Below are 19,035 nucleotides of genomic sequence, written 5' to 3'. Positions count from 1 at the left end.
TACTCGTGCATGGGGCATCAGGCATTGGAGGAGTGCAGGATGAGCAAGCAGGAATTTTCGCTAGCCGACCGTTTCGACCTGTCAAGGGAATTTGTCCTGTTGAACGGAACGCAGGCATTGGTGCGGCTGATGCTGATGCAGGCGGCACGCGACAAGGCGGCGGGGCTGAACACGGCGGGTCTGATCACGGGCTATCGCGGCAGTCCGCTTGGCGGGGTCGATCTGGCGATGATGCGCGAGGGCAAGCGGCTGGCCGAGGCCGGGCTGCGCTTTCAGCCAGGACTCAACGAGGATCTGGCCGCGACCGCGATCTGGGGCAGCCAGCAGGCCGAACTGCGCGGCGAGGGGCGCTATGACGGTGTCTTTGCGCTGTGGTATGGCAAGGGGCCGGGCGTTGATCGTTCGGGCGACGTGATGCGCCATGCGAACATGGCCGGGTCGTCGCGTCATGGCGGGGTCGTCATGGCGATGGGCGACGACCATACGGGCGAAAGCTCGACCGTGCTGCACCAGTCCGACTGGGCCATGGTGGATGCCTATATCCCTGTCCTGTCGCCCGCCGGCGTGCAGGAGATCCTGGATTTCGGGCTCTATGGTTTTGCGCTGTCGCGCTATGCGGGCGTCTGGACCGGGCTCAAGACCATGAAGGATACGGTCGAGGCGACCGCCGTGGTCAATGGCGACCCGCACCGGATGCGCTTCGTCGTTCCCGAAGATTTCGCCATGCCCGAAGGCGGGCTGAACATCCGCCTGGGCGACACGCCCGTCGCGCAAGAGGCCCGGATGATCGACCACAAGCGTTGGGCGGCCGAGGCGTTCTCGCGCGCCAACCGCATCGACCGGCGGGTCTGGGGCAAGCCCGGCGCGCGGATCGGCTTTGTCGCGGCGGGCAAGAACTGGCTGGACCTGGTCCATGCCCTGTCGCTGCTGGGCATCGACGAGCATGAGGCCGAGCGGCTTGGCCTGACCACCTACAAGGTCGGACAGACCTGGCCCATGGATATGAAGTCTATTCAGGAATGGTCTGAAAATCTTGAACTTATCGTCTGCGTCGAGGAAAAGCGCAAGCTGATCGAAGTGCAGCTGAAAGAGGCGATCTTCGACAATCGCCGCGGCCGCCGTGTCCACGGCTGGCGTCATGATCGCACGGGCGAGGAACTGTTTCCCACGCGCTATGCGCTCGACCCGGTCATGATCGCGCAGAAGATCGGTGCGATCCTTGTCGAGGAAGGTCGCGGCACCGAGGCGATCCGGGCGGGGCTGGCGCGGCTGGAAGCCGCGTGCCGAGCCGACAATGCCCCCGAGATTGCGACCAGAACGCCCTGGTTCTGTTCTGGTTGTCCGCACAACAGTTCGACCCGCCTGCCCGAGGGCAGCCGCGCCTATGCCGGGATCGGTTGTCACTACATGGTGCAGTGGATGGGCCGCGACACCGAGGGCTTCACCCATATGGGCGGCGAGGGCGCAAATTGGATCGGCGAGGCGCCATTCAGTAAAAGAAAACATGTATTTCAGAATCTTGGAGACGGAACCTACAATCATTCGGGGATATTGGCGATCCGGGCGGCTCTGGCCGCGGGGACGAATATCACCTACAAGATCCTCTACAATGACGCGGTGGCGATGACCGGCGGCCAGCCCAACGAGGGCGGGCTTTCCGCCCCTCAGATCGCGCGCGAGCTGATTGCAATGGGTGTCCGCCCGCTGGTCGTCGTCTATGACGAAAAGGAAGACATCGACCGTGCGCAGTTCCCGCAGGGCCTGCGTTTCGAAGAGCGTGCGCAGATCCTGGCCGTCCAGCGCGAACTGGAGGCTGTCAAGGGCGTCAGTGCGATCCTCTATATCCAGACCTGCGCCGCCGAAAAACGCCGCCGCCGCAAGAAGGGGCAATTCCCCGACCCCGACCGCCGCGTCTGGATCAACCCCGAAATCTGCGAAGGCTGCGGCGATTGCTCGGTCCAGTCGAATTGCGTCTCGGTCGTGCCGCTGGACACGGCACTGGGCCGCAAGCGCCAGATCGACCAGTCGAGCTGCAACAAGGATTTCAGTTGCGTCAAGGGATTCTGCCCCAGTTTTGTTTCGGTCAGGGGCGGCAAGCTGCGCCGGCCCAAGGCCGAGGCCCTGGACCTGCCGCCGCTGCCTGCGCCTGCGCTGCCTGCGATCAGCGGCACACACAACATCGTCATCACTGGCGTGGGCGGCACGGGCGTCGTGACCATCGGCGCGGTGCTGGCGCAGGCCGCCCATATCGACGGCAAGGGTGCGGGGATGATCGAGATGGCGGGTCTGGCCCAGAAGGGTGGCGCGGTGCATATCCACCTGCGTCTGGCCAACCGCCCCGAAGATATCAGCGCCATCCGCGTGGCCACCGGCGAGGCGGATTGCGTCATCGGCGGCGATCTGGTCGTGACGGCGGGCGCCAAGACCGTCGGTCTGATGACCCAGGGGCGCACCGGCGCCGTGGTGAACGATCACGAGATCATCACCGGCGATTTCACCCGCAACCGCGATTTCCAGGTGCCGTCCGACCGGCTGAAACTGTCGCTTCAGGCGCGCCTGCGCGAGCGGGTGGCGTTCTTCGATGCCAGCGATCTGGCGCTGCGGATGCTGGGGGACTCGATCTATTCCAACATGCTGGTCCTGGGCGCGGCCTGGCAGCAGGGGCTGATCCCGCTGACCGAAGCGGCGATCCTGAAAGCGATCGAGCTGAACGGCGCCAAGGTGGCCGAGAACCAGCGCGCCTTCCAGATCGGGCGTTGGGCGATGGCCTTCCCCGACCAGGCGCAGCGCCCGGCCGAGGTGGCGGCCTTGCCCGCCGATCCGGTGGCCTACCGCGCCGAGCGGCTGGTCGCCTATCAGGGCAAGCGGCTGAAGCGGCGGTTCCTGAAGCTGGTCGATGCCGCCCCGGCGCCCCTGCGCGAGGCGGTCGCGAAAAGCTACTACAAGCTTCTGGCCTACAAGGACGAATACGAGGTCGCCCGCCTGCATCTGAGCACCGCCGACGCCGTCGCCCGCCAGTGGGAGGGCGATCTGCGCCTGTCCTTTCATCTGGCCCCGCCGATGCTGGGCGGCAAGGATGCCGAGGGGCGGCCGAAGAAGCGCGAATTCGGGCCCTGGATGCTGCATGTCTTCCGCGTTCTGGCGGCGATGAAGGGGCTGCGCGGCACGCCCTTCGACCCGTTCGGCTACACGGCCGAGCGGCGGATGGAGCGTCGGATGATCCGTGAATACGAGGCCGATATGGCCGAAATCTTCGCCCATGTGACCGAGGCGACGATGCCCGTCGCGCTGGAACTGGCGGAACTGCCCCTGTCGGTGCGCGGCTATGGTCCGGTCAAGGAAAAGGCCGCGCAAGAGGCCTCGGCCCGGCGCGAGGCGCTGTTGGCGCAGTTCAGGGCAGGGGGTGCACCGTTTCGGCAGGCTGCCGAATGATCCAGATCATTTGCAAAGCGCGTGTGGCGGCTTATGAAGGCGTCACGCGACAGCAAGGGGACGGAACATGGCAGTGGGGGTTTTCGACAGCGGTCTGGGCGGGCTGACGGTCCATCAGGCCATCGCCGCACGTCTGCCGGACCTGCCCCTGGTCTATCTGGGCGATAACGCCAACGCGCCCTATGGCGTGCGGACAGCCGACGACATCTTCCATCTGACCTGCCGCGGCGTCGAGCGGCTGTGGGCCGAAGGCTGCGATCTGGTGATCCTGGCCTGCAATACGGCCAGCGCCGCAGCCCTGAGGCGCATTCAGGAGACCTGGCTGCCCGAGGACAAGCGCGTTCTGGGCGTCTTCGTGCCGATGATCGAGGCTCTGACCGAGCGCCGTTGGGGCGACAATTCCCCCCCGCGCGAGGTTGCCGTCAAGCATGTGGCCCTGTTCGCCACGCCTGCGACGGTGGCCAGCCGCGCGTTCCAGCGTGAACTGGCCTTTCGCGCGGTCGGCGTCGATGTCGAGGCTCAGCCCTGCGCCGGGATCGTGGACGCGATCGAATTGGGCGACGAGATTCTGGCCGAGGCGCTGGTCACAAGCCATGTCGAATCGCTTCTGCGTCGTATGCCCCATCCGCAGGCGGCCATTCTGGGCTGCACGCATTACCCGCTGATGGAAGCCGCCTTCCAGCGCGCTCTTGGCGAAAACGTGACCGTTTACAGTCAGGCCGGGCTGGTGGCGGAGAGCCTGGCCGATTACCTTCGGCGCCGCCCGGAATTCCTGGGCGAGGGGCGCGAAAGCAAATATCTGACGACCGGCGACCCGGTGCGCGTGTCGGGCAAAGCCACGCAATTCATGCGCCGACCGATCCGCTTCGAGGCGGCGTGACGAAACGGAGGGCCGTATGGCGGGCATGAAATCCCTGAAGAAACAGCGCCGGATCCAGGTGATCTTCGCGGCGACCGCCGCGCTGATCGTTGCCACGGGGCTGATCGGATACGGGTTCAGCGACGGCATCAACCTCTACCGCTCGCCCAGCCAGGTCAGCGAGGCCCCGCCCGACCCGGACGAGTTCTTCCAGCTTGGCGGGCTGGTGGTCGAAGGTTCGATCGTGAACGGCACCGGCGTTGCCTTTGACTTCGTGCTGACCGATGGCGCGGTCGAGATCCCGGTTTCTTACGTGGGGCAGACTCCGCGCCCGGACCTCTTCGGCGAGGGGCAGGGCACCATCGCCAAGGGCTGGTATCGCGACGGACGCTTCGAGGCACGCGAGATCCTGGCCAAGCATGACGAGACCTACATGCCGCGCGAGGTGATCGAAACGCTCAAGGCGACGGGCCATTACAAGGATCCCGAAAGCTGAGGCAACGCGCGGCGGGTTAAGAAAGGGTTAAGCCCTTCCCGGCAGCATCCCTCGATGCCGCGATTGCGCGCGGCGGGTTTCACGGGGATTGCCATGAAAAGCGTGGAAGAGATCGCGCGAGAAATCGTGCGTCGCGAGGGGGGCTTCGTCAATGATCCGGATGATCCGGGCGGAGCCACGAATTTCGGCGTCACCATCGGCACGATGCGCTCGCTCGGGCTGGATCTGAACAAGGACGGGCGGATCGATGTGCAGGACGTGCGCGCCCTGACCCGCGCCCAGGCCGAGCAGATCCTTGTCGAACATTACTTCCGCCGCCCCAGGCTTGGCGAATTGCCGGTCGCGCTGCAGCCAAGCCTGTTCGACATGTATGTGAATGCCGGCACCAACGCGGTGAAGATCCTGCAGCGCCTGATTACCCGGATGGGGTTCGCCGCGAAAGATGACGGGATCGTGGGCCCTCTGACCATCGCGGCAGCCCGCGCCGCCGCCGAGGCCGCGCCTGACCATCTGGCGGATGCCTACGGGATCGCGCGGCGCAACTATTACTACGCGCTGGCCGATCAGCGCCCGGCCAGTCGCAAATTCGCGCGCACCAAATCCGGGGGCAAGGGCGGCTGGATTACCCGCGCCGAGGAATTCATCTCGCCCCGCTATCACCTGACGGCGGCGCAGCATCGTGCGAGGGTCGCCGCATGGGGGTGATGGGCCGTATCCTGGGCGCAGCGCCCACCGTCACAGCGCTTGGCCACGCCGCAACCGGCATGGCCGAGGTTTTTACCCGCAACGCCACTCGCCGCATGGAGCTGGACGAGGAAGCCCATGCTCGTGCCCTGACCCAGCACGGCCAGGAATTCCTGATCCAGCGCGAAGGACGTTTCGATGCCTTCGTGAACGGCCTGAACCGGCTGCCGCGTCCGCTGCTGGCGCTTGGGACGATGGGGTTGTTCATCTATGCGATGGTCGAGCCTGATGGCTTCGGCCTGCGGATGCAGGGGCTTCAGATGGTGCCCGAACCGCTCTGGTGGCTTCTGGGGGCGATCGTCGGCTTCTACTTCGGCGCGCGCGAGGCGCATTACCTGCGGAACCGTGTCTGGCCAGTCCGCCAGCCCGACCGAACCGAAGCGCCTGCCGCTGGCGCTCTGGCAGCGGATCACACGGTCGCGGGGCGGCCAACAGACGATTTCGCCGACAATGCCGCGCTGCGGGACTGGGCGGCCTCGCTGCGCCGTTAGGACGCAGCCCCGCGCTTCATTTCCGCGACAGGGCGACCATGGGAGGACTTTCGCCTCCCTTGCCGGGCGGCTATGCTGCCCGGCATTCACAGAGGTTGCCCCCATGATTGCTGAATTCGGCCACCTGGCCCTTATCCTGGCCTTCATGCTGTCGCTGTTCCAGATGACGGTGCCGATGGTCGGGGCGGCAAAAGGCTGGCACGGCTGGATGGACAGCGCCCGGCCCGCGGCGCTGGCGCAGTTGATGCTGATGCTGATTTCCTTCGGCGCACTGACCATGGCATTCGTGACCTCGGATTTCTCGGTCAGGCTGGTCCACGCGAATTCGCACACGTCGAAGCCGCTGATCTACAAGATCAGCGGTGTCTGGGGCAATCACGAGGGCAGCATGTTGCTGTGGGTGCTGATCCTTGCCCTGTTCGGTGCGGCGGCGGCCCTGTTCGGCAACAACCTGCCGCCCACTTTGCGGGCGCGGGTTCTGGCGGTGCAGGCCTCGGTCACGGCGGCCTTCTACGCCTTCATCATCTTCACGTCGAACCCGTTCTGGCGAATGGGCAACCCGCCCTTTGACGGGCGCGACCTGAACCCGCTGCTGCAAGATCCGGGCCTCGCCTTCCATCCGCCTTTTCTTTACCTCGGCTATGTTGGCCTTTCGATGGCATTCAGCTTTGCCGTCGCCGCCCTGATCGAGGGGCGGGTGGACGCTGCCTGGGCGCGATGGGTGCGACCTTGGACTCTGGCGGCCTGGGTGTTCCTGACCATCGGCATCGCGCTTGGGTCATGGTGGGCCTATTACGAGCTGGGCTGGGGCGGGTTCTGGTTCTGGGATCCGGTGGAAAACGCCAGCTTCATGCCTTGGCTGCTGGCCGCCGCATTGCTGCATTCCGCCATCGTCGTCGAAAAGCGCGAGGCGCTGAAAAGCTGGACGATCCTGCTGGCGATCATGGCCTTCGGATTCTCGCTGATCGGCACGTTCATCGTGCGGTCCGGGCTGATCACCTCGGTCCACAGCTTCGCCAACGACCCCGAGCGCGGCATCGTGATCCTGGCGATCCTGGTCTTTTTCGTGGGCGGCGCGCTGACGCTTTATGCGATCCGCGCGCCCGGGATGACGGCCAAGGGCGTCTTTGCGCCCATCTCGCGAGAGGGCGCGTTGGTGCTGAACAACGTGCTGCTGTCCGTGTCGGCTTTCGTGGTCTTTGTCGGCACGATGTGGCCCTTGATCGCAGAGATGCTCTGGGGGCGCATCCTCTCGGTTGGGCCGCCTTTCTTCAATCAGGCCTTCACGCCCTTCATGGTGGTGCTGGCGCTGGTGCTGCCCATCGGCTCGATCATGCCGTGGAAACGCGGCAACCTCGGCCGCAGCCTGCGGCCGCTGCGCGGCGCGCTGGTGCTGACGGCGGCCGTGATGGCGCTGGTCTTCGCGGTCTCGACCGGGCGTTCGGCGCTGGCTGTGATCGGGGCGGGGCTGGGGGCCTGGCTGGTCTTTGGCGCGATCGCCGAACTGGTCCACCGCACAGGCAGTTCCGGCCTGTCGCGGCTGAGGCGCCTGCCACGCGCCGATTGGGGCAAGGCCGTGTCTCACGCGGGTTTGGGCGTCACCTTCATCGCCATCGCCCTGATCACCGCCTGGCAGGTCGAGGACATCCGCGTCGCCCAGATCGACGAACCCTATCCGCTTGGCCCCTACGAGATCGTGCTGCGCTCGGTGGATCGCGTGGACGGGCCGAATTACATCTCGGCCATGGGCAGGCTGGAAGTCACGCGTGACGGGCGCCCGGTTGCCATGCTGAACCCGGAAAAGCGCGTCTATACGGTGCAGAACATGCCGACGACCGAGGCCTCGATCCATTACGGCTTCTTTCGCGATATCTATCTGGTCCTGGGCGACCAGCAGCCCGATGGCGGTTGGGCGGTGCGCGGCTATATCCGGCCTTTTGCAAGCTGGATCTGGGCGGGTTCGATGTTGATGGCGCTCGGCGGGCTGATCAGCCTGACCGACCGCCGCCATCGGGTCGCGGCGGGGGCTGCGCGCGATGCGCGCCCTCGTGGCGCGGTGCCGGCGGAATGAGGCGCGCGGTCCTTCATACGCTGGCCTTGGCGCTGGCGCTGGCTCTGGCGCCCGCCGCGCCCGTCATGGCGGTCCAGCCCGACGAGGTGCTGGAGGATGCCGATCTGGAAAGCCGCGCCCGCGCCTTGTCGCAGAAGCTGCGCTGTCCGGTCTGTGCGGGCGAGACCATCGACGAATCGAACGCGCCGATCAGCCGTGACCTGCGGCTTTATGTCCGCGAAAGGCTGGTCGCGGGTGACAACGACGCCGAGGTTCTGGACAATGTCGCCGACCGCTTTGGCGAATATGTCCTGTTCGAGCCGCGCGCCGAGGGGATCAACTGGCTGCTCTGGCTGTCGGCGCCCCTGATGGGGATGATCGCGATAATCGTCGCCTGGCGCTTTCTGGCCAGCCGCGCCCAGGCCCGGCCCGAAGAGCCTGCCCGCCTCTCCGAGGCCGAACGTCGCCGCCTTGACGAGATCATGCGCGGCAACTGACGCGGGGTCGCGCTTTTCCCGGGCTTCGTTTCGCGCATGATCGCCAGACATGACGAACGGAGGACCGCATGACCCAAGAGACGATCGCGCTGAGCCACGATGCGGGCGTGACCCGGCTGGTGCTGAACCGGCCGCAGGTGATGAACGCGCTGAACAGCGCCATGCGGGCCGAGATCACCGCAGCCCTGAGCGATTTGCCCCAAGGCACGCGCTGCGTGGTGATGACGGGGGCGGGGCGTGGCTTCTGCTCGGGCCAGGATCTGACAGACGCCTCGGCGGCGCACGATCTGGAGCAGACGCTGCGGCGCGAATACGAACCGATGCTGCACGCGGTCCGGGCCTGCCCGGTGCCGGTGATCGCGGCGGTCAACGGGGTGGCGGCGGGGGCGGGTGCCAATCTGGCGCTGGTTGCGGATGTGGTCATCGCCAGCGAAAGCGCCTCTTTCGTGCAGGCCTTCACGCGGATCGGGCTGGTGCCCGATGCGGGCGGCACCTGGATGATGCCGCGCCTGATCGGCCTGGCGCGTGCGGCGGGGGCCATGCTTTTCGCCGAGACAATCACCGCCCGTCAGGCCGCCGATTGGGGCATGATCTGGGAATGCCTGCCCGATGCCGATTTCGAGGCCGGGGTGACGGCCCGTGCGCGGCATCTGGCCTCGGGGCCGACCGGGGCCTATCGCGCGATCCGCGAGGCGCTGGCGGCCTCGACCCAGAACGAGCTGTCGGCGCAGCTTGAGCTTGAGGCGCGGCTCCAGGGCCAGGCCGGTCGCAGCGCCGATTTCGTCGAGGGCGTGACCGCCTTTCTGGAAAAGCGGGCGCCGCGTTTTCAGGGCCGCTGATCAGGCGATCTGGACAAGGCGCGGCGCGTGGCCGCGATTGTCGAAGAAGGGCACGCTGGCGGGCAGGGGCAGAGGCTCGTCCCACCGCGCCCGACCGGCCAGTTCTGCCAGTTCAGCCAGAACAACTTCGGTGATGAAGGGCAGGTCCAGCGACCGGGCTTCGGCCAGGGCGACCCAGTGCAGATGCGAAAGCTCGTCGCAGGCGGCACTGAAGTCGTCGGGATCACCCGCGATGTCGGCAGCGTCGGCCACAAAGAAATGCGCGTCGAACCGGCGCGGCCGGCCGGGCGGCGTGATCGCGCGGAACAGATAGGACAGGGCCCCCGCATCGGGGACCAGCCCTGCCTGGGCAAAGCCCGCTGGTCCGCCGCTGCCGGATCGGCCGATCAGCAACCCCGTTTCTTCGGCCAGTTCGCGCAGGGCGGCTGCGGCGATGGCATCCGGGCTGGGCGTTCCATCACGCGGCTCGGCCAGCAGGCGGTCGCGATGGGGCTGCGCCAGGGGCCGGGCCAAAGGGATCGCGGCGTCGTCCGGGTCCACCGCGCCGCCCGGAAAGACGAATTTCGACGGCATGAACGCCGCGGCCTGGCCGCGCATTCCCATCAGCACATGCGCGCCCTTTGGGCCGCGCCGCAGCACGAGGATGCTGGCCGCGTCGCGGATCGGGGGATCACCCTCGGTCATCGCGCTGCCCGATCGGGCTCGGACCCGAATCCATGCATCCGGCGCGCCCATTGCAGGCCGACCATGCCGCCCTTGATCACGGGCAGCAAGGCCAGGGACAGGATGATCGCGCCGGCGCCGAAGGACAGGATCATCGTCATCGCGCTTGGCCGCCACGCCATGTAGGCGGCCAGCAGGATCGGAGCGCCCAGGTGCGAAACGATCAGGATCGTCAGATAAGCCGGTCCGTCATCGGCGCGCTGATGGTGCAGCGCTTCGTTACAGACGGGGCAATGATCGGCCACCTTGAGAAAGTTGCTGAAGAGCCTTCCCTGGCCACAGGCCGGGCAGCGGCCGAGCGCGCCGCGCCGCATCGCAAGCCCGGTCGCTCGGTCATCTCCGCTTGCGGCCATCTCACGCAAAGCGCCGTTCGTCATTGCCTTCATCCCCTGATCGTGCTGCGCGGAAGGTTAGGACGTGCGAAGCGGCGATGCCAGCCCTCCTTGTGTCGCAGTCCTTCAGGCCGCATGGGCGGGTTCGAACATGACGATCCTGTTCCGCCCGGCAGCCTTCGCGGCAAGCAAGGCGCGGTCGGCGCGCTCCAGCGTCTCGCGCGCAAGCCGTTCGGGCCAGTCGTAGCGATCCGAGTGCCGGGCCGTCGCCACGCCAATCGAGACCGTGACCTGCGCCTGACCTCCGCCCGACAGGCTGGGCAGCGCAATCGGTCTGTCCTGCACGTCACGGCGCAGCCGTTCGGCAATTGCCTCGGCCGCAGGGCCGTCGCAGGAACAAAGAACGGCCAGAAATTCCTCGCCCCCCATGCGTGCGGCCATGCCCTCGGCGCCGAGCGCGTCAGTGATGCGCTGCGAAACCGCCACCAGGACCGCGTCGCCTGCCGCATGGCCGAAGCGGTCGTTGATCGACTTGAAGTGATCGAGGTCCATGACCAGGATCGAAAAGGGACGATCGCGCATGATCGCATCGCGCGCGATCTCGGACAGGCGGGGCAGGGCGTAGCGGCGATTGTAGAGGCCGGTCAGGGGATCGGTCATCGCCCAGATCATGTGGCGGTGCACTTCGGCGCGCTGGCGGTCCCCGCGCGTCTTGCGCGCCAGCTGCATCCGCAAGGTCATGGCGGCGGCGTCGATTTCGTGGGGGCCCGCGAGGGTGTCGGGAAGCACGTCGCCCGCCCCCAGGTCCAGCGCGATCGCCGCCAGCTCGCCCCGGTCGGGGGCGATGGCGACGACGAATCCCGCATTCCGAGATCCATGACGCGAGCGCAATTCGGACAGCAATTGCAGCCCATCGCCGCGCTGCTCCAGATCGGCGCAGATGAGGTAGAGATCCGCAGGCCGCCCCTGTCGCACCGCGGACAGAGTCTCTTCAGGGTTGCGGATGTCGAATCGCGCCTCGATCCGGTCGGACAGCAATTGCCGCCAGCGTTGCGAACGCGACGGGTTGTCGGTCACAAGCACGATGCGCGGGGACTGCCGCCCCTCGAACGGTGGCGCACTTTCGCTCAGCCCCGGCCCCACGGGCAGGGCGGGTTCGCTGTCGCGCAGAAGGCCGCGCACGCGGGCCAGCAACATCCGGTCGTCGATGTCGGGATCCAGCGCCGCGGCAGCACCTGCCTGCAGGGCGGCCAGCCGCAACCGGGAGGGCACCAGCATCAGGACCGGGATCGTGGCATGTGCCCCCGCTTGCGAAAGAAGTTCGCAGATGTGCAGCGCTTCGCTTTCGGGAAAGCCATTGCCCAGGATCAGCAGATCGGGACGCACCTCATCGACAAGGCCCGCGATCTGGTCGATCGCTGTGGCCGTGACCACGTCATAGCAGGCCGCCGACAGCCGCACCTTGAGGGTGATGCGTGTCGTCGCGACTCCATCTGCGACCAGAATTCGTGCGGTCATCCTTTTGGCCTCGCCAGCATGACATGTGACTGTCATTCTCGGGTGAAATCCTTAACAAAGTGTTTCCGGGCGGGCGCCCCCGCGCCGCTCTCACGAAAAAGTGGAAAAATCATGCCGATTTCTGCATCCCAGGCCCGCGACAGGGCCACCGCGCTGCTTCTGCACATTACCGAACGCCCCGAGATCCTGTCGGCCTTTCTGGCCGCAAGCGGTCTGCAGCCGGGCGATCTGCGCAGAATGGCGCGCGACGGGTCGGCACAGCTTGCGCTGCTGGATTTCCTGGCCGAGGAAGATGCGCGTCTTCTGGATGTGGCCCAAAGCGCGGGCATGTCCCCGCGCGACATCATGGAGGCGCAGGTCTTGCTGACGGGGCCAGGCAGCCATGCCTGGGCGGCCGACTAGAAGCGACCTTGAGGCGCGGCCGGCTTTGGCTTAGCAGGGCGGGATGCGTATTCTCTTTCTTGGCGATGTGATGGGCCGATCGGGCCGCCGGGCGATTTCCGAGCGGCTGGCGGGCCTCAGGGCGCGGCTCAAGGCCGATCTGGTGGTGGTGAATGCCGAAAACGCCAGCGGCGGGCGCGGCGTGACGGCCGGCCACGCGCAGCTTCTGCTGGAATCGGGGGCCGATTGCCTGACGCTTGGCGACCACGCCTTCGACCAGAAGGACATGATCGCCTTCATCGACCGCGAGCCGCGCATCGTCCGGCCGCTGAATTTCGCACGCGAGGCGCCGGGCCGTGGCCACGCGATCATCAGCGATGCCCGCGGGCGCAAGGCGCTGGTCGTGCAGGCGCTTGGCCAGGTCTTCATGTCGCGGCCCTATGATGATCCGTTCTCGGCATTGGATGGGGTGCTGAGGGCGCACCCGCCGGGCGGAATGGTCCAGGCAGCGCTGATCGATATCCATGCCGAGGCCACCAGCGAGAAGATGGCCATCGGCCATTTCTGCGACGGGCGTGCCAGCCTTGTGGTGGGCACCCATACTCATGTGCCGACCGCCGACGCCCAGATCCTGCCGGGCGGCACGGCCTATCTGTCGGATGCGGGCATGTGCGGCGATTACGACAGCGTCATCGGCATGGAAAAATCCGAGCCCTTGCGCCGCTTCGTCACCGGCATGGCGCGCGACCGCTTCACCCCGGCCGAAGGCGCGGCGACGCTTGCGGGCGTGCTGGTCGAGACAGATGATCGCAGCGGGCTTGCCCGCAGCATCCTGCCCATTCGCGAGGGTGGCCGGCTGGCGCCAAGCCTGCCTGGATGAAGGCTTGCGCCGCATGATTTGGGTGCTTGCGGCGGCAAGGTCACTTGGCGCAGGATGCCGCCGTCGGGGCCGGCCGTTGCGCTGTGTCTGCAATAATGGGTCGTGAATGTTCGGATTTGAATTGGGCGGAACTGCCGGTGCGCTGCTGACCATTGCCATCATCTTTGCGATGCTGGTCCTGTTCATCCGCGAAACCTATCCGCCCGAAGTCACCGCCATCATCGGCGCCGTGGTGCTGCTGGTCCTGGGTATCCTGCAACCTTCTCAGATCGCGGGGGTTCTGTCGAATTCCGCGCCCTGGACCATCGCCTTCATGTTCATCATCGTGGGCGGGCTGGTGCGGACCGGCGCGCTGGACTGGATCGGCCAGCGCGCGGCCGCCCATGCGGGCGATCATCCTGTCCTGACGCTGGCGCTTGTCTCTTGCGTGGTCTGCCTGTTGTCGGCCTTCGTGAACAACACGCCGCTGGTCGTCGTGATGATGCCCATCTTCATGCAGCTGGCGAAGGAAATGGGCAAGTCGCCCTCGAAGCTGCTGATTCCGCTATCCTATCTGTCGATCCTGGGCGGCACGATGACGCTGATCGGAACCTCGACCAACCTGCTTGTGGATGGCGTGGCGCGCGCACAGGGGATGCAGCATTTCTCGATTTTCGAGATCACATGGGTCGGGCTGCCCATGACCATCGTGGGCGTGCTCTATCTGATGATCTTCGCGCCCCGCCTGCTGCCCGACCGCGATTCCATGTCGCAGCTTCTGTCGGGCCGCAGCAAGATGAAGTTCTTCACCGAAGTCGCCATTCCCGAAGGGTCCAGCCTGATCGGCAAGGGGATCGACGAGGTGGACATCTTCAGCCGCGACAGCGCCCGGGTGATCGACGTTCTGCGCGGCGATGCCTCGCTACGCCGTGACCTGGCGGGGGTTCGACTGCAAGAGGGCGACCGCGTCGTCCTGCGCACCCCCATGTCCGAGGTTCTGGGCCTTCAGGCGCACAAGGAATTGCGCATGGTGGACAAGCTCAGCTCGGTCCAGACCTCGACGGTCGAGGTGCTGATCACGCCGGGCTGCCGGATGGTGGGCCGCAGCCTCGGCTCGATGCGCCTGCGCCGCCGCTACGGCGTCTATGTGCTGGCCGCGCATCGCAAGAACCAGAATATCGGCCGCCAGCTTGACGATCTGGTCGTGCGCGTGGGCGACACGCTGCTGCTGGAAGGCGCGCCTGCCGACATCCAGCGCCTGGCCGCCGACATGGATATGGTCGAGGTGAACGCCCCCTCGGACCGGGCCTATCGCCGCAAGCACGCGCCCATCGTGGTGGCGGTGCTGCTGGGGGTGGTGCTTCTTTCGGCGCTAGAGGTCGCGCCGATCCTGCTTCTGGCCTTCATTGGGGTGGGGATCGTTTTGGGCACGCGCTGCATCGACGCCGACGAGGCCCTGTCCTTTGTGGATGGCCGTCTGATGGCGCTGATCTTTGCCATGCTGGCCGTGGGCGCGGGGCTGGAAAACAGCGGCGCCGTCACGCTGATCGTGGATAGCGTCGCGCCCTGGCTGCAGACGCTTCCACCATGGGCGCTGGTGCTGGCGGTCTATCTGCTGGCCTCGATCCTGACCGAGACGGTGACGAACAACGCCGTCGCGGTGATCCTGACGCCGCTGGCGATCACGCTTGGTCATACGCTCGGCCTTGATCCGCGACCGCTGGTCGTGGCGGTGATGCTGGGCGCTTCGGCCAGTTTCGCCACCCCGATCGGCTATCAGACGAACACGCTGGTCTATGGCCCGGGCGGCTACCGCTTTGCCGACTTCCTGCGGGTCGGCGTGCCGCTGAACCTGATCATGGCGGTGGTCGCGGCGGTTCTGATCCCCGTCATCTGGCCGTTGACGCCCTGAGCGGCTTGCATGTCGGTCAATGCTGCCATGCAGCATCGGCGGTTGCGATTCCCCCTGCGACGCACGATCTAGGTCGCAGGGGAGGAAACGGCTTGTCACCTGCAAGGAGTTTCCGAAATGGCAACCATCACCACCAATGCCCGTGGGCAGGGTTTCTCGGCCTCGGTTCTTCTGGCGCCCTTCCGCGCTGTCGGTCGATTCTTGGTCATGCTGGCCGAAGCCAGCCCGCAAATGCGCGCGCTGAGCCGTCTCAGCGAGATTTCTGACGAGGAACTGGCCGCCAAGGGCCTGACCCGCGACGGCGAGATCCGCCGCATCTTGGGCGGCACCGCCGCGCTCTGATCGCGCAGCATCCGCCAGCACGCATCCGCGGTCCGGTTTCGGGCCGCGTCTTGCGTTTCGGCCCTCAGAGCGGCCAGACGATCAGCAGCAGCGGCACCGATACGGCCAGCACGATCAGTTCAAGGGGCAGGCCCATCCGCCAGTAGTCGGAAAAGCGGTAATTTCCCGGCCCAAGGATCACGGTGTTGTTCTGGTGCCCGATCGGCGTCAGGAACGCACAGGAGGCCGCCACCGCCACCCCCATCAGGAACGCATCGGGCTGAACCTGCAATTGCTCGGCCAGGCGAATGCTGACCGGTGCCGCGATTATCGTCGTCGCATTGTTGTTCAGCACGTCCGACAGCATCATTGTGGCCCCCATCAGCAGGATCAGCGCCAGCCAGGCCGGATAACCCTGTGTCAGCGCCGCAAGCCCCGATGCGATCAGCGCCGTTCCCCCTGTCTGGTCCAGCGCCAGGCCAAGCGGGATCATTGCGCCCAGAAGCACGATGACCGGCCAATCCACGTGATTGTAGAGTTCGCTGACCGACAGCACGCCCGACAGGACATAGGCCACGATCACGCAGCCGAGCGCGATCGGCAACGAGACCGAGCCCAGGCTGGTCGCCAGCACCGCCAGCGCGAACAGTGCGATGGCCCGGCGCATGTGGCGTTCGCGGTTCACCGGCAGGATGCCGCCGTCGATCCTCAGAAGGCCGGTCGCCTGCAGCAATTCCTCGGCGCGGCTGTCGGGAACCAGCAGCAGCACCATATCCCCCGATTCCAGCACCTGGCGCGGCAGCGCGTCGCGCAATGCCACGCCCCTGCGCCGCAGCCCGATCAGCACGCTGTCATGGCGGTTCATCAAGCCGAAGGATTGCACGCTGCGGCCGATCAGTTCCGAGGCGGCAGGAACGAGACATTCCACCAGATGCTGTTCCTCGGCATCGGGGCGGGCGCGGGGCTCGTTGCGCCCGTCCGGAAAGGCCAGTTTCTGGGTCGAGCGGAACGCATCCAGCGCCGCAGGATCTGCGCGCAGGACCAGTGCATCGCCATCCTCGATTCTCTGGTCGTCCAGCTTGCCCGGCACGTCCTGCCCGTGGCGCTGTATGGCGATGATGCGAACGCCCTGCTTGAGCGCCTCGGCCCGCGCATCGGACAGCACCCGCAGCCCGTCAAGACTGGCCGGCGTCACCACCAGCGTTCCCAGATAGCGCCGCTGCGGACCGTCCTGTCCCGGGCCCGTCTCGGCCAGGCGCGCAGGCAGAAGCCGCCAGCCGATCAGCGCGATGAAGGCGATCCCGGTCGCCGCCACCGCGCCTCCGACCGGCAGGAAATCGAACATCCGGTAGGGCTCGCCCAGGACATCCGCGCGAAAGCCGGACACGATCAGGTTGGGCGGCGTCCCGATCAGCGTCAGCATTCCGCCGAGAATCGTCGCAAAGGCCAGGGGCATCAGCGTCAGCCCCGCCGCTCGCCTGGCCTTGCGCGCCGCATGCAGATCGACGGGCATCAGCATGGCCAGCGCCGCGATGTTGTTCATGAAGCCCGACAGGACGCCGCCCACCATGCCAAAGGTGAGAATATGCCCGGTCGTTCCCCGCTCGCGCCCCGCGATCACTTGTGTCAGCCGTGCCACTGCCCCGCTGCGCACCAGTCCGGCCGTGGCGATCAGCACAAGCGCCACGATCAGCGTGGTGGGATTGCCAAAGCCATCGAAGGCGTGCTCGGCCGGGACGACGCCCAGCAGCACCGCGGCCATCAGGCCGGCGAAGGCCACCAGATCATACCGCCAGCGGCCCCAGAACATCAGCGCCATCATCACCGCCAGCAGCGTGAACAGCACCATTTGCGGATAAGTCATTCCTGTTCCCCATCACCCGGTTGCGGCGGGCTTGCCGTTGCCAACGTATCAGGCGGTTTCGGGTTCGTCTTGCGGCTGCGCCTTGGGCTGGACTAGAAGCGGCACAGTTTTCATCCGAACTGCGAAGGACGACCCCACATGGCAGGTCATTCCAAATGGGCCAATATCCAGCACCGCAAGGGCCGGCAGGACGCCGCGCGGTCGAAGCTGTTTTCCAAGCTCGCCAAGGAAATCACCGTGGCGGCGAAGATGGGCGACCCCGATCCTGAAAAGAACCCCCGCCTGCGTCTGGCTGTCAAGGAGGCCAAGTCGAAATCCGTCCCCAAGGAGGTGATCGAGCGCGCGATCAGGAAGTCGCAAGGCGGCGATGCCGAGAATTACGAGGAAATCCGCTATGAGGGCTATGGCCCCAATGGCATCGCGCTGGTCGTCGAGGCGATGACCGACAATCGCAACCGCACCGCCTCGAACGTGCGCAGCTACTTCACCAAGGCGGGCGGCGATCTGGGCCAGACCGGTTCGGTCAGCTTCATGTTCGACCGCGTCGGCGAGATCATGTATCCGCTGTCGGTCGGCGACGCCGATACCGTGATGATGGCCGCGATCGAGGCAGGCGCTGACGATGTCTCGACCGATGACGAAGGCCACTGGATCTATTGCGCCGACACCGCGCTGAACGATGTCTCGACCGCGCTCGAGAACACGCTTGGCGAATCCGAGATGGCCAAGCTGATCTGGAAGCCACGCTCTCCGACCGAGATTACCGATCTCGAGACCGCGCAGAAGCTGATGAAGCTGATCGACATGCTGGAAGATGACGATGACGTGCAGAACGTCACCGGCAATTTCGACCTGTCGAGCGAACTGGCCGCCAAGATGTGAGGCATCTGCGGCTTAGCGGAACCGCTGCGTCAGGGCGCGCAGCCGGTCGGCAAGGCTCTGCGGCTGGTCCGCAGGCGTCGTTTCGGCAGCGGTGTCGCGCCCGGCGGGCTGTGGCGCAGGGATATCGGTGTCCTGGCCGGCCCGCCCCGGCTTGCGCGGCGTGACGGTCCGCGCGGCGACGGCGTTCAGAAAGCGCGGCCCGTCGCCCGAGGCCAGCGCTTCGGCCCCGTCCGAGATCCCGCGCAGCAGATCATCGAGCCAGTCCTGATCGGCCTTGGCAAAATCCGACAGCACATAGGGGGCGACCTTGTCCTTGTGGCCCGGATGGCCGATCCCCAGCCGGACGCGACCATAAGCCTCGCCGATATGCTGATGGATCGAACGCAGCCCATTATGGCCTGCATGGCCGCCGCCGTGCTTCAGACGGCACTTGCCCGGCGCCAGGTCCAGTTCGTCGTGAAGGACGATCACCTCGGCGGGGTCGAGTTTCAGATAGCGCATCGCCTCGCCAACGGATTGCCCCGACAGGTTCATGAAGGTCTGCGGCTTCAGCAAGACGACCCGCGCGGCGCCGATCCGGCCCTCGGCGGTCAGGCCCTGAAAACGGGCCTTCCACGGCCCCAGGCCGTGATCCGCGGCGATACGGTCCAGCGCCATGAAGCCGATATTATGGCGATTGGCGGCATATTTCGCGCCGGGATTGCCCAGACCGACAATCAGTTTCATCAGGCGCCTCCATCCCTTGTGCTGCCCTGGCAGAGGGCATTTCTGATTTGCGTCCCTTGCGGCGGACCTTGCCGGTTACTAAGACTCTGTCAACCTTTCGCGGCTAGGA

At 66.2% G+C, this 19,035-nt stretch carries 18 protein-coding genes; 13 read left to right on the top strand and 5 right to left on the bottom strand.

Annotation, left to right across the window (positions count from 1 at the left end; all coding sequences use genetic code 11):
• Positions 1-39 precede the first annotated feature (39 nt).
• The 8 genes from KY389_RS03700 to KY389_RS03665 all read left to right on the top strand — a co-directional run bounded on the left by KY389_RS03700 (position 40) and on the right by KY389_RS03665 (position 9,408).
• Complete coding sequence (locus KY389_RS03700) at positions 40-3,432, top strand: indolepyruvate ferredoxin oxidoreductase family protein (protein WP_219829459.1); 3,393 nt, start codon at positions 40-42, stop codon at positions 3,430-3,432.
• Between the two features lie 67 nt (positions 3,433-3,499).
• Positions 3,500-4,312 (top strand): glutamate racemase, encoded by an 813-nt coding sequence (locus KY389_RS03695; protein ID WP_219829458.1) that lies wholly within the window; start codon positions 3,500-3,502, stop codon positions 4,310-4,312.
• 25 nt (positions 4,313-4,337) lie between these two features.
• A complete protein-coding gene (gene ccmE / locus KY389_RS03690) occupies positions 4,338-4,787 on the top strand; it encodes a cytochrome c maturation protein CcmE (protein WP_219829457.1) in 450 nt (149 codons plus the stop codon).
• A 93-nt stretch (positions 4,788-4,880) separates the two neighbouring features.
• Positions 4,881-5,492 carry a holin-associated N-acetylmuramidase gene (locus KY389_RS03685; RefSeq protein WP_219829456.1) on the top strand — a complete coding sequence of 204 codons (612 nt, stop codon included), beginning with the start codon at positions 4,881-4,883 and terminating at the stop codon, positions 5,490-5,492.
• Positions 5,483-6,022 (top strand): holin family protein, encoded by a 540-nt coding sequence (locus KY389_RS03680; RefSeq protein ID WP_219829455.1) that lies wholly within the window; start codon positions 5,483-5,485, stop codon positions 6,020-6,022. The genes KY389_RS03685 and KY389_RS03680 overlap by 10 nt, the downstream gene beginning before the upstream one ends.
• A 103-nt stretch (positions 6,023-6,125) precedes the next feature.
• Positions 6,126-8,093, top strand: coding sequence for a heme lyase CcmF/NrfE family subunit (locus KY389_RS03675; protein ID WP_219829454.1), 1,968 nt, complete (start codon positions 6,126-6,128; stop codon positions 8,091-8,093).
• Positions 8,090-8,569: a cytochrome c-type biogenesis protein gene (locus tag KY389_RS03670; protein WP_219829453.1), complete on the top strand. Its 480-nt coding sequence runs from the start codon at positions 8,090-8,092 to the stop codon at positions 8,567-8,569. Before KY389_RS03675 ends, KY389_RS03670 begins: the two co-directional genes overlap by 4 nt.
• 68 nt (positions 8,570-8,637) lie before the next feature.
• Positions 8,638-9,408: an enoyl-CoA hydratase-related protein gene (locus tag KY389_RS03665; protein ID WP_219829452.1), complete on the top strand. Its 771-nt coding sequence runs from the start codon at positions 8,638-8,640 to the stop codon at positions 9,406-9,408.
• Here the strand turns inward: KY389_RS03665 and KY389_RS03660 are convergent, their stop codons facing one another.
• From KY389_RS03660 to KY389_RS03650, 3 genes are all read right to left on the bottom strand, one after another.
• Positions 9,409-10,092 carry an NUDIX hydrolase gene (locus KY389_RS03660; RefSeq protein WP_246587924.1) on the bottom strand — a complete coding sequence of 228 codons (684 nt, stop codon included), beginning with the start codon at positions 10,090-10,092 and terminating at the stop codon, positions 9,409-9,411.
• Positions 10,089-10,508, bottom strand: coding sequence for a DUF983 domain-containing protein (locus KY389_RS03655; protein WP_219829450.1), 420 nt, complete (start codon positions 10,506-10,508; stop codon positions 10,089-10,091). The genes KY389_RS03660 and KY389_RS03655 overlap by 4 nt, the downstream gene beginning before the upstream one ends.
• A gap of 81 nt (positions 10,509-10,589) precedes the next feature.
• Positions 10,590-11,981 (bottom strand): diguanylate cyclase, encoded by a 1,392-nt coding sequence (locus KY389_RS03650; protein WP_219829449.1) that lies wholly within the window; start codon positions 11,979-11,981, stop codon positions 10,590-10,592.
• A gap of 111 nt (positions 11,982-12,092) precedes the next feature.
• Here KY389_RS03650 and KY389_RS03645 point away from each other — a divergent pair, with 111 nt between their 5' ends.
• The 4 genes from KY389_RS03645 to KY389_RS03630 all read left to right on the top strand — a co-directional run bounded on the left by KY389_RS03645 (position 12,093) and on the right by KY389_RS03630 (position 15,475).
• A complete protein-coding gene (locus tag KY389_RS03645; protein WP_219829448.1) occupies positions 12,093-12,383 on the top strand; it encodes a DUF3572 family protein in 291 nt (96 codons plus the stop codon).
• Between the two features lie 43 nt (positions 12,384-12,426).
• A complete protein-coding gene (locus KY389_RS03640; protein ID WP_219829447.1) occupies positions 12,427-13,242 on the top strand; it encodes a TIGR00282 family metallophosphoesterase in 816 nt (271 codons plus the stop codon).
• A gap of 106 nt (positions 13,243-13,348) precedes the next feature.
• Positions 13,349-15,133, top strand: coding sequence for an SLC13 family permease (locus KY389_RS03635; RefSeq protein ID WP_219829446.1), 1,785 nt, complete (start codon positions 13,349-13,351; stop codon positions 15,131-15,133).
• A gap of 117 nt (positions 15,134-15,250) precedes the next feature.
• Positions 15,251-15,475 carry a DUF1127 domain-containing protein gene (locus KY389_RS03630; protein WP_219829445.1) on the top strand — a complete coding sequence of 75 codons (225 nt, stop codon included), beginning with the start codon at positions 15,251-15,253 and terminating at the stop codon, positions 15,473-15,475.
• Between the two features lie 64 nt (positions 15,476-15,539).
• Here KY389_RS03630 and KY389_RS03625 read toward each other — a convergent pair whose 3' ends face one another.
• Positions 15,540-17,318 (bottom strand): SLC13 family permease, encoded by a 1,779-nt coding sequence (locus KY389_RS03625; protein WP_219829444.1) that lies wholly within the window; start codon positions 17,316-17,318, stop codon positions 15,540-15,542.
• A 138-nt stretch (positions 17,319-17,456) separates the two neighbouring features.
• Between KY389_RS03625 and KY389_RS03620 the strand changes: the two genes are divergently transcribed.
• Positions 17,457-18,200: a YebC/PmpR family DNA-binding transcriptional regulator gene (locus tag KY389_RS03620; RefSeq protein WP_219829443.1), complete on the top strand. Its 744-nt coding sequence runs from the start codon at positions 17,457-17,459 to the stop codon at positions 18,198-18,200.
• Positions 18,201-18,212: 12 nt separating this feature from the next.
• Here the strand turns inward: KY389_RS03620 and pth are convergent, their stop codons facing one another.
• Complete coding sequence (pth, locus tag KY389_RS03615) at positions 18,213-18,926, bottom strand: aminoacyl-tRNA hydrolase (RefSeq protein ID WP_219829442.1); 714 nt, start codon at positions 18,924-18,926, stop codon at positions 18,213-18,215.
• Positions 18,927-19,035 lie beyond the last annotated feature (109 nt).

The organism is Paracoccus bogoriensis, assembly GCF_019431455.1.
In the GTDB taxonomy this organism is placed as follows: Bacteria; Pseudomonadota; Alphaproteobacteria; order Rhodobacterales; family Rhodobacteraceae; genus Paracoccus; species Paracoccus bogoriensis.
The sequence above is the reverse complement of the archived record's forward strand: the minus strand, read 5'-3'. Positions and strand labels throughout refer to the sequence as shown.

Bases quoted from the DNA above. Each gene is read 5' to 3' on its own strand.
- KY389_RS03695 (WP_219829458.1), top strand. From the start codon at position 3,500: ATGGCAGTGGGGGTTTTCGACAGCGGTCTGGGCGGGCTGACGGTCCAT.
- KY389_RS03665 (WP_219829452.1), top strand. From the start codon at position 8,638: ATGACCCAAGAGACGATCGCGCTGAGCCACGATGCGGGCGTGACCCGG.
- KY389_RS03650 (WP_219829449.1), bottom strand. From the start codon at position 11,981: ATGACCGCACGAATTCTGGTCGCAGATGGAGTCGCGACGACACGCATC.
- KY389_RS03635 (WP_219829446.1), top strand. From the start codon at position 13,349: ATGTTCGGATTTGAATTGGGCGGAACTGCCGGTGCGCTGCTGACCATT.
- pth (WP_219829442.1), bottom strand. From the start codon at position 18,926: ATGAAACTGATTGTCGGTCTGGGCAATCCCGGCGCGAAATATGCCGCC.
- KY389_RS03625 (WP_219829444.1), bottom strand. From the start codon at position 17,318: ATGACTTATCCGCAAATGGTGCTGTTCACGCTGCTGGCGGTGATGATG.
- KY389_RS03680 (WP_219829455.1), top strand. From the start codon at position 5,483: ATGGGGGTGATGGGCCGTATCCTGGGCGCAGCGCCCACCGTCACAGCG.
- KY389_RS03660 (WP_246587924.1), bottom strand. From the start codon at position 10,092: ATGACCGAGGGTGATCCCCCGATCCGCGACGCGGCCAGCATCCTCGTG.
- KY389_RS03655 (WP_219829450.1), bottom strand. From the start codon at position 10,508: ATGACGAACGGCGCTTTGCGTGAGATGGCCGCAAGCGGAGATGACCGA.
- KY389_RS03685 (WP_219829456.1), top strand. From the start codon at position 4,881: ATGAAAAGCGTGGAAGAGATCGCGCGAGAAATCGTGCGTCGCGAGGGG.
- KY389_RS03670 (WP_219829453.1), top strand. From the start codon at position 8,090: ATGAGGCGCGCGGTCCTTCATACGCTGGCCTTGGCGCTGGCGCTGGCT.
- ccmE (WP_219829457.1), top strand. From the start codon at position 4,338: ATGAAATCCCTGAAGAAACAGCGCCGGATCCAGGTGATCTTCGCGGCG.
- KY389_RS03640 (WP_219829447.1), top strand. From the start codon at position 12,427: ATGCGTATTCTCTTTCTTGGCGATGTGATGGGCCGATCGGGCCGCCGG.
- KY389_RS03645 (WP_219829448.1), top strand. From the start codon at position 12,093: ATGCCGATTTCTGCATCCCAGGCCCGCGACAGGGCCACCGCGCTGCTT.
- KY389_RS03700 (WP_219829459.1), top strand. From the start codon at position 40: ATGAGCAAGCAGGAATTTTCGCTAGCCGACCGTTTCGACCTGTCAAGG.
- KY389_RS03620 (WP_219829443.1), top strand. From the start codon at position 17,457: ATGGCAGGTCATTCCAAATGGGCCAATATCCAGCACCGCAAGGGCCGG.
- KY389_RS03630 (WP_219829445.1), top strand. From the start codon at position 15,251: ATGGCAACCATCACCACCAATGCCCGTGGGCAGGGTTTCTCGGCCTCG.
- KY389_RS03675 (WP_219829454.1), top strand. From the start codon at position 6,126: ATGATTGCTGAATTCGGCCACCTGGCCCTTATCCTGGCCTTCATGCTG.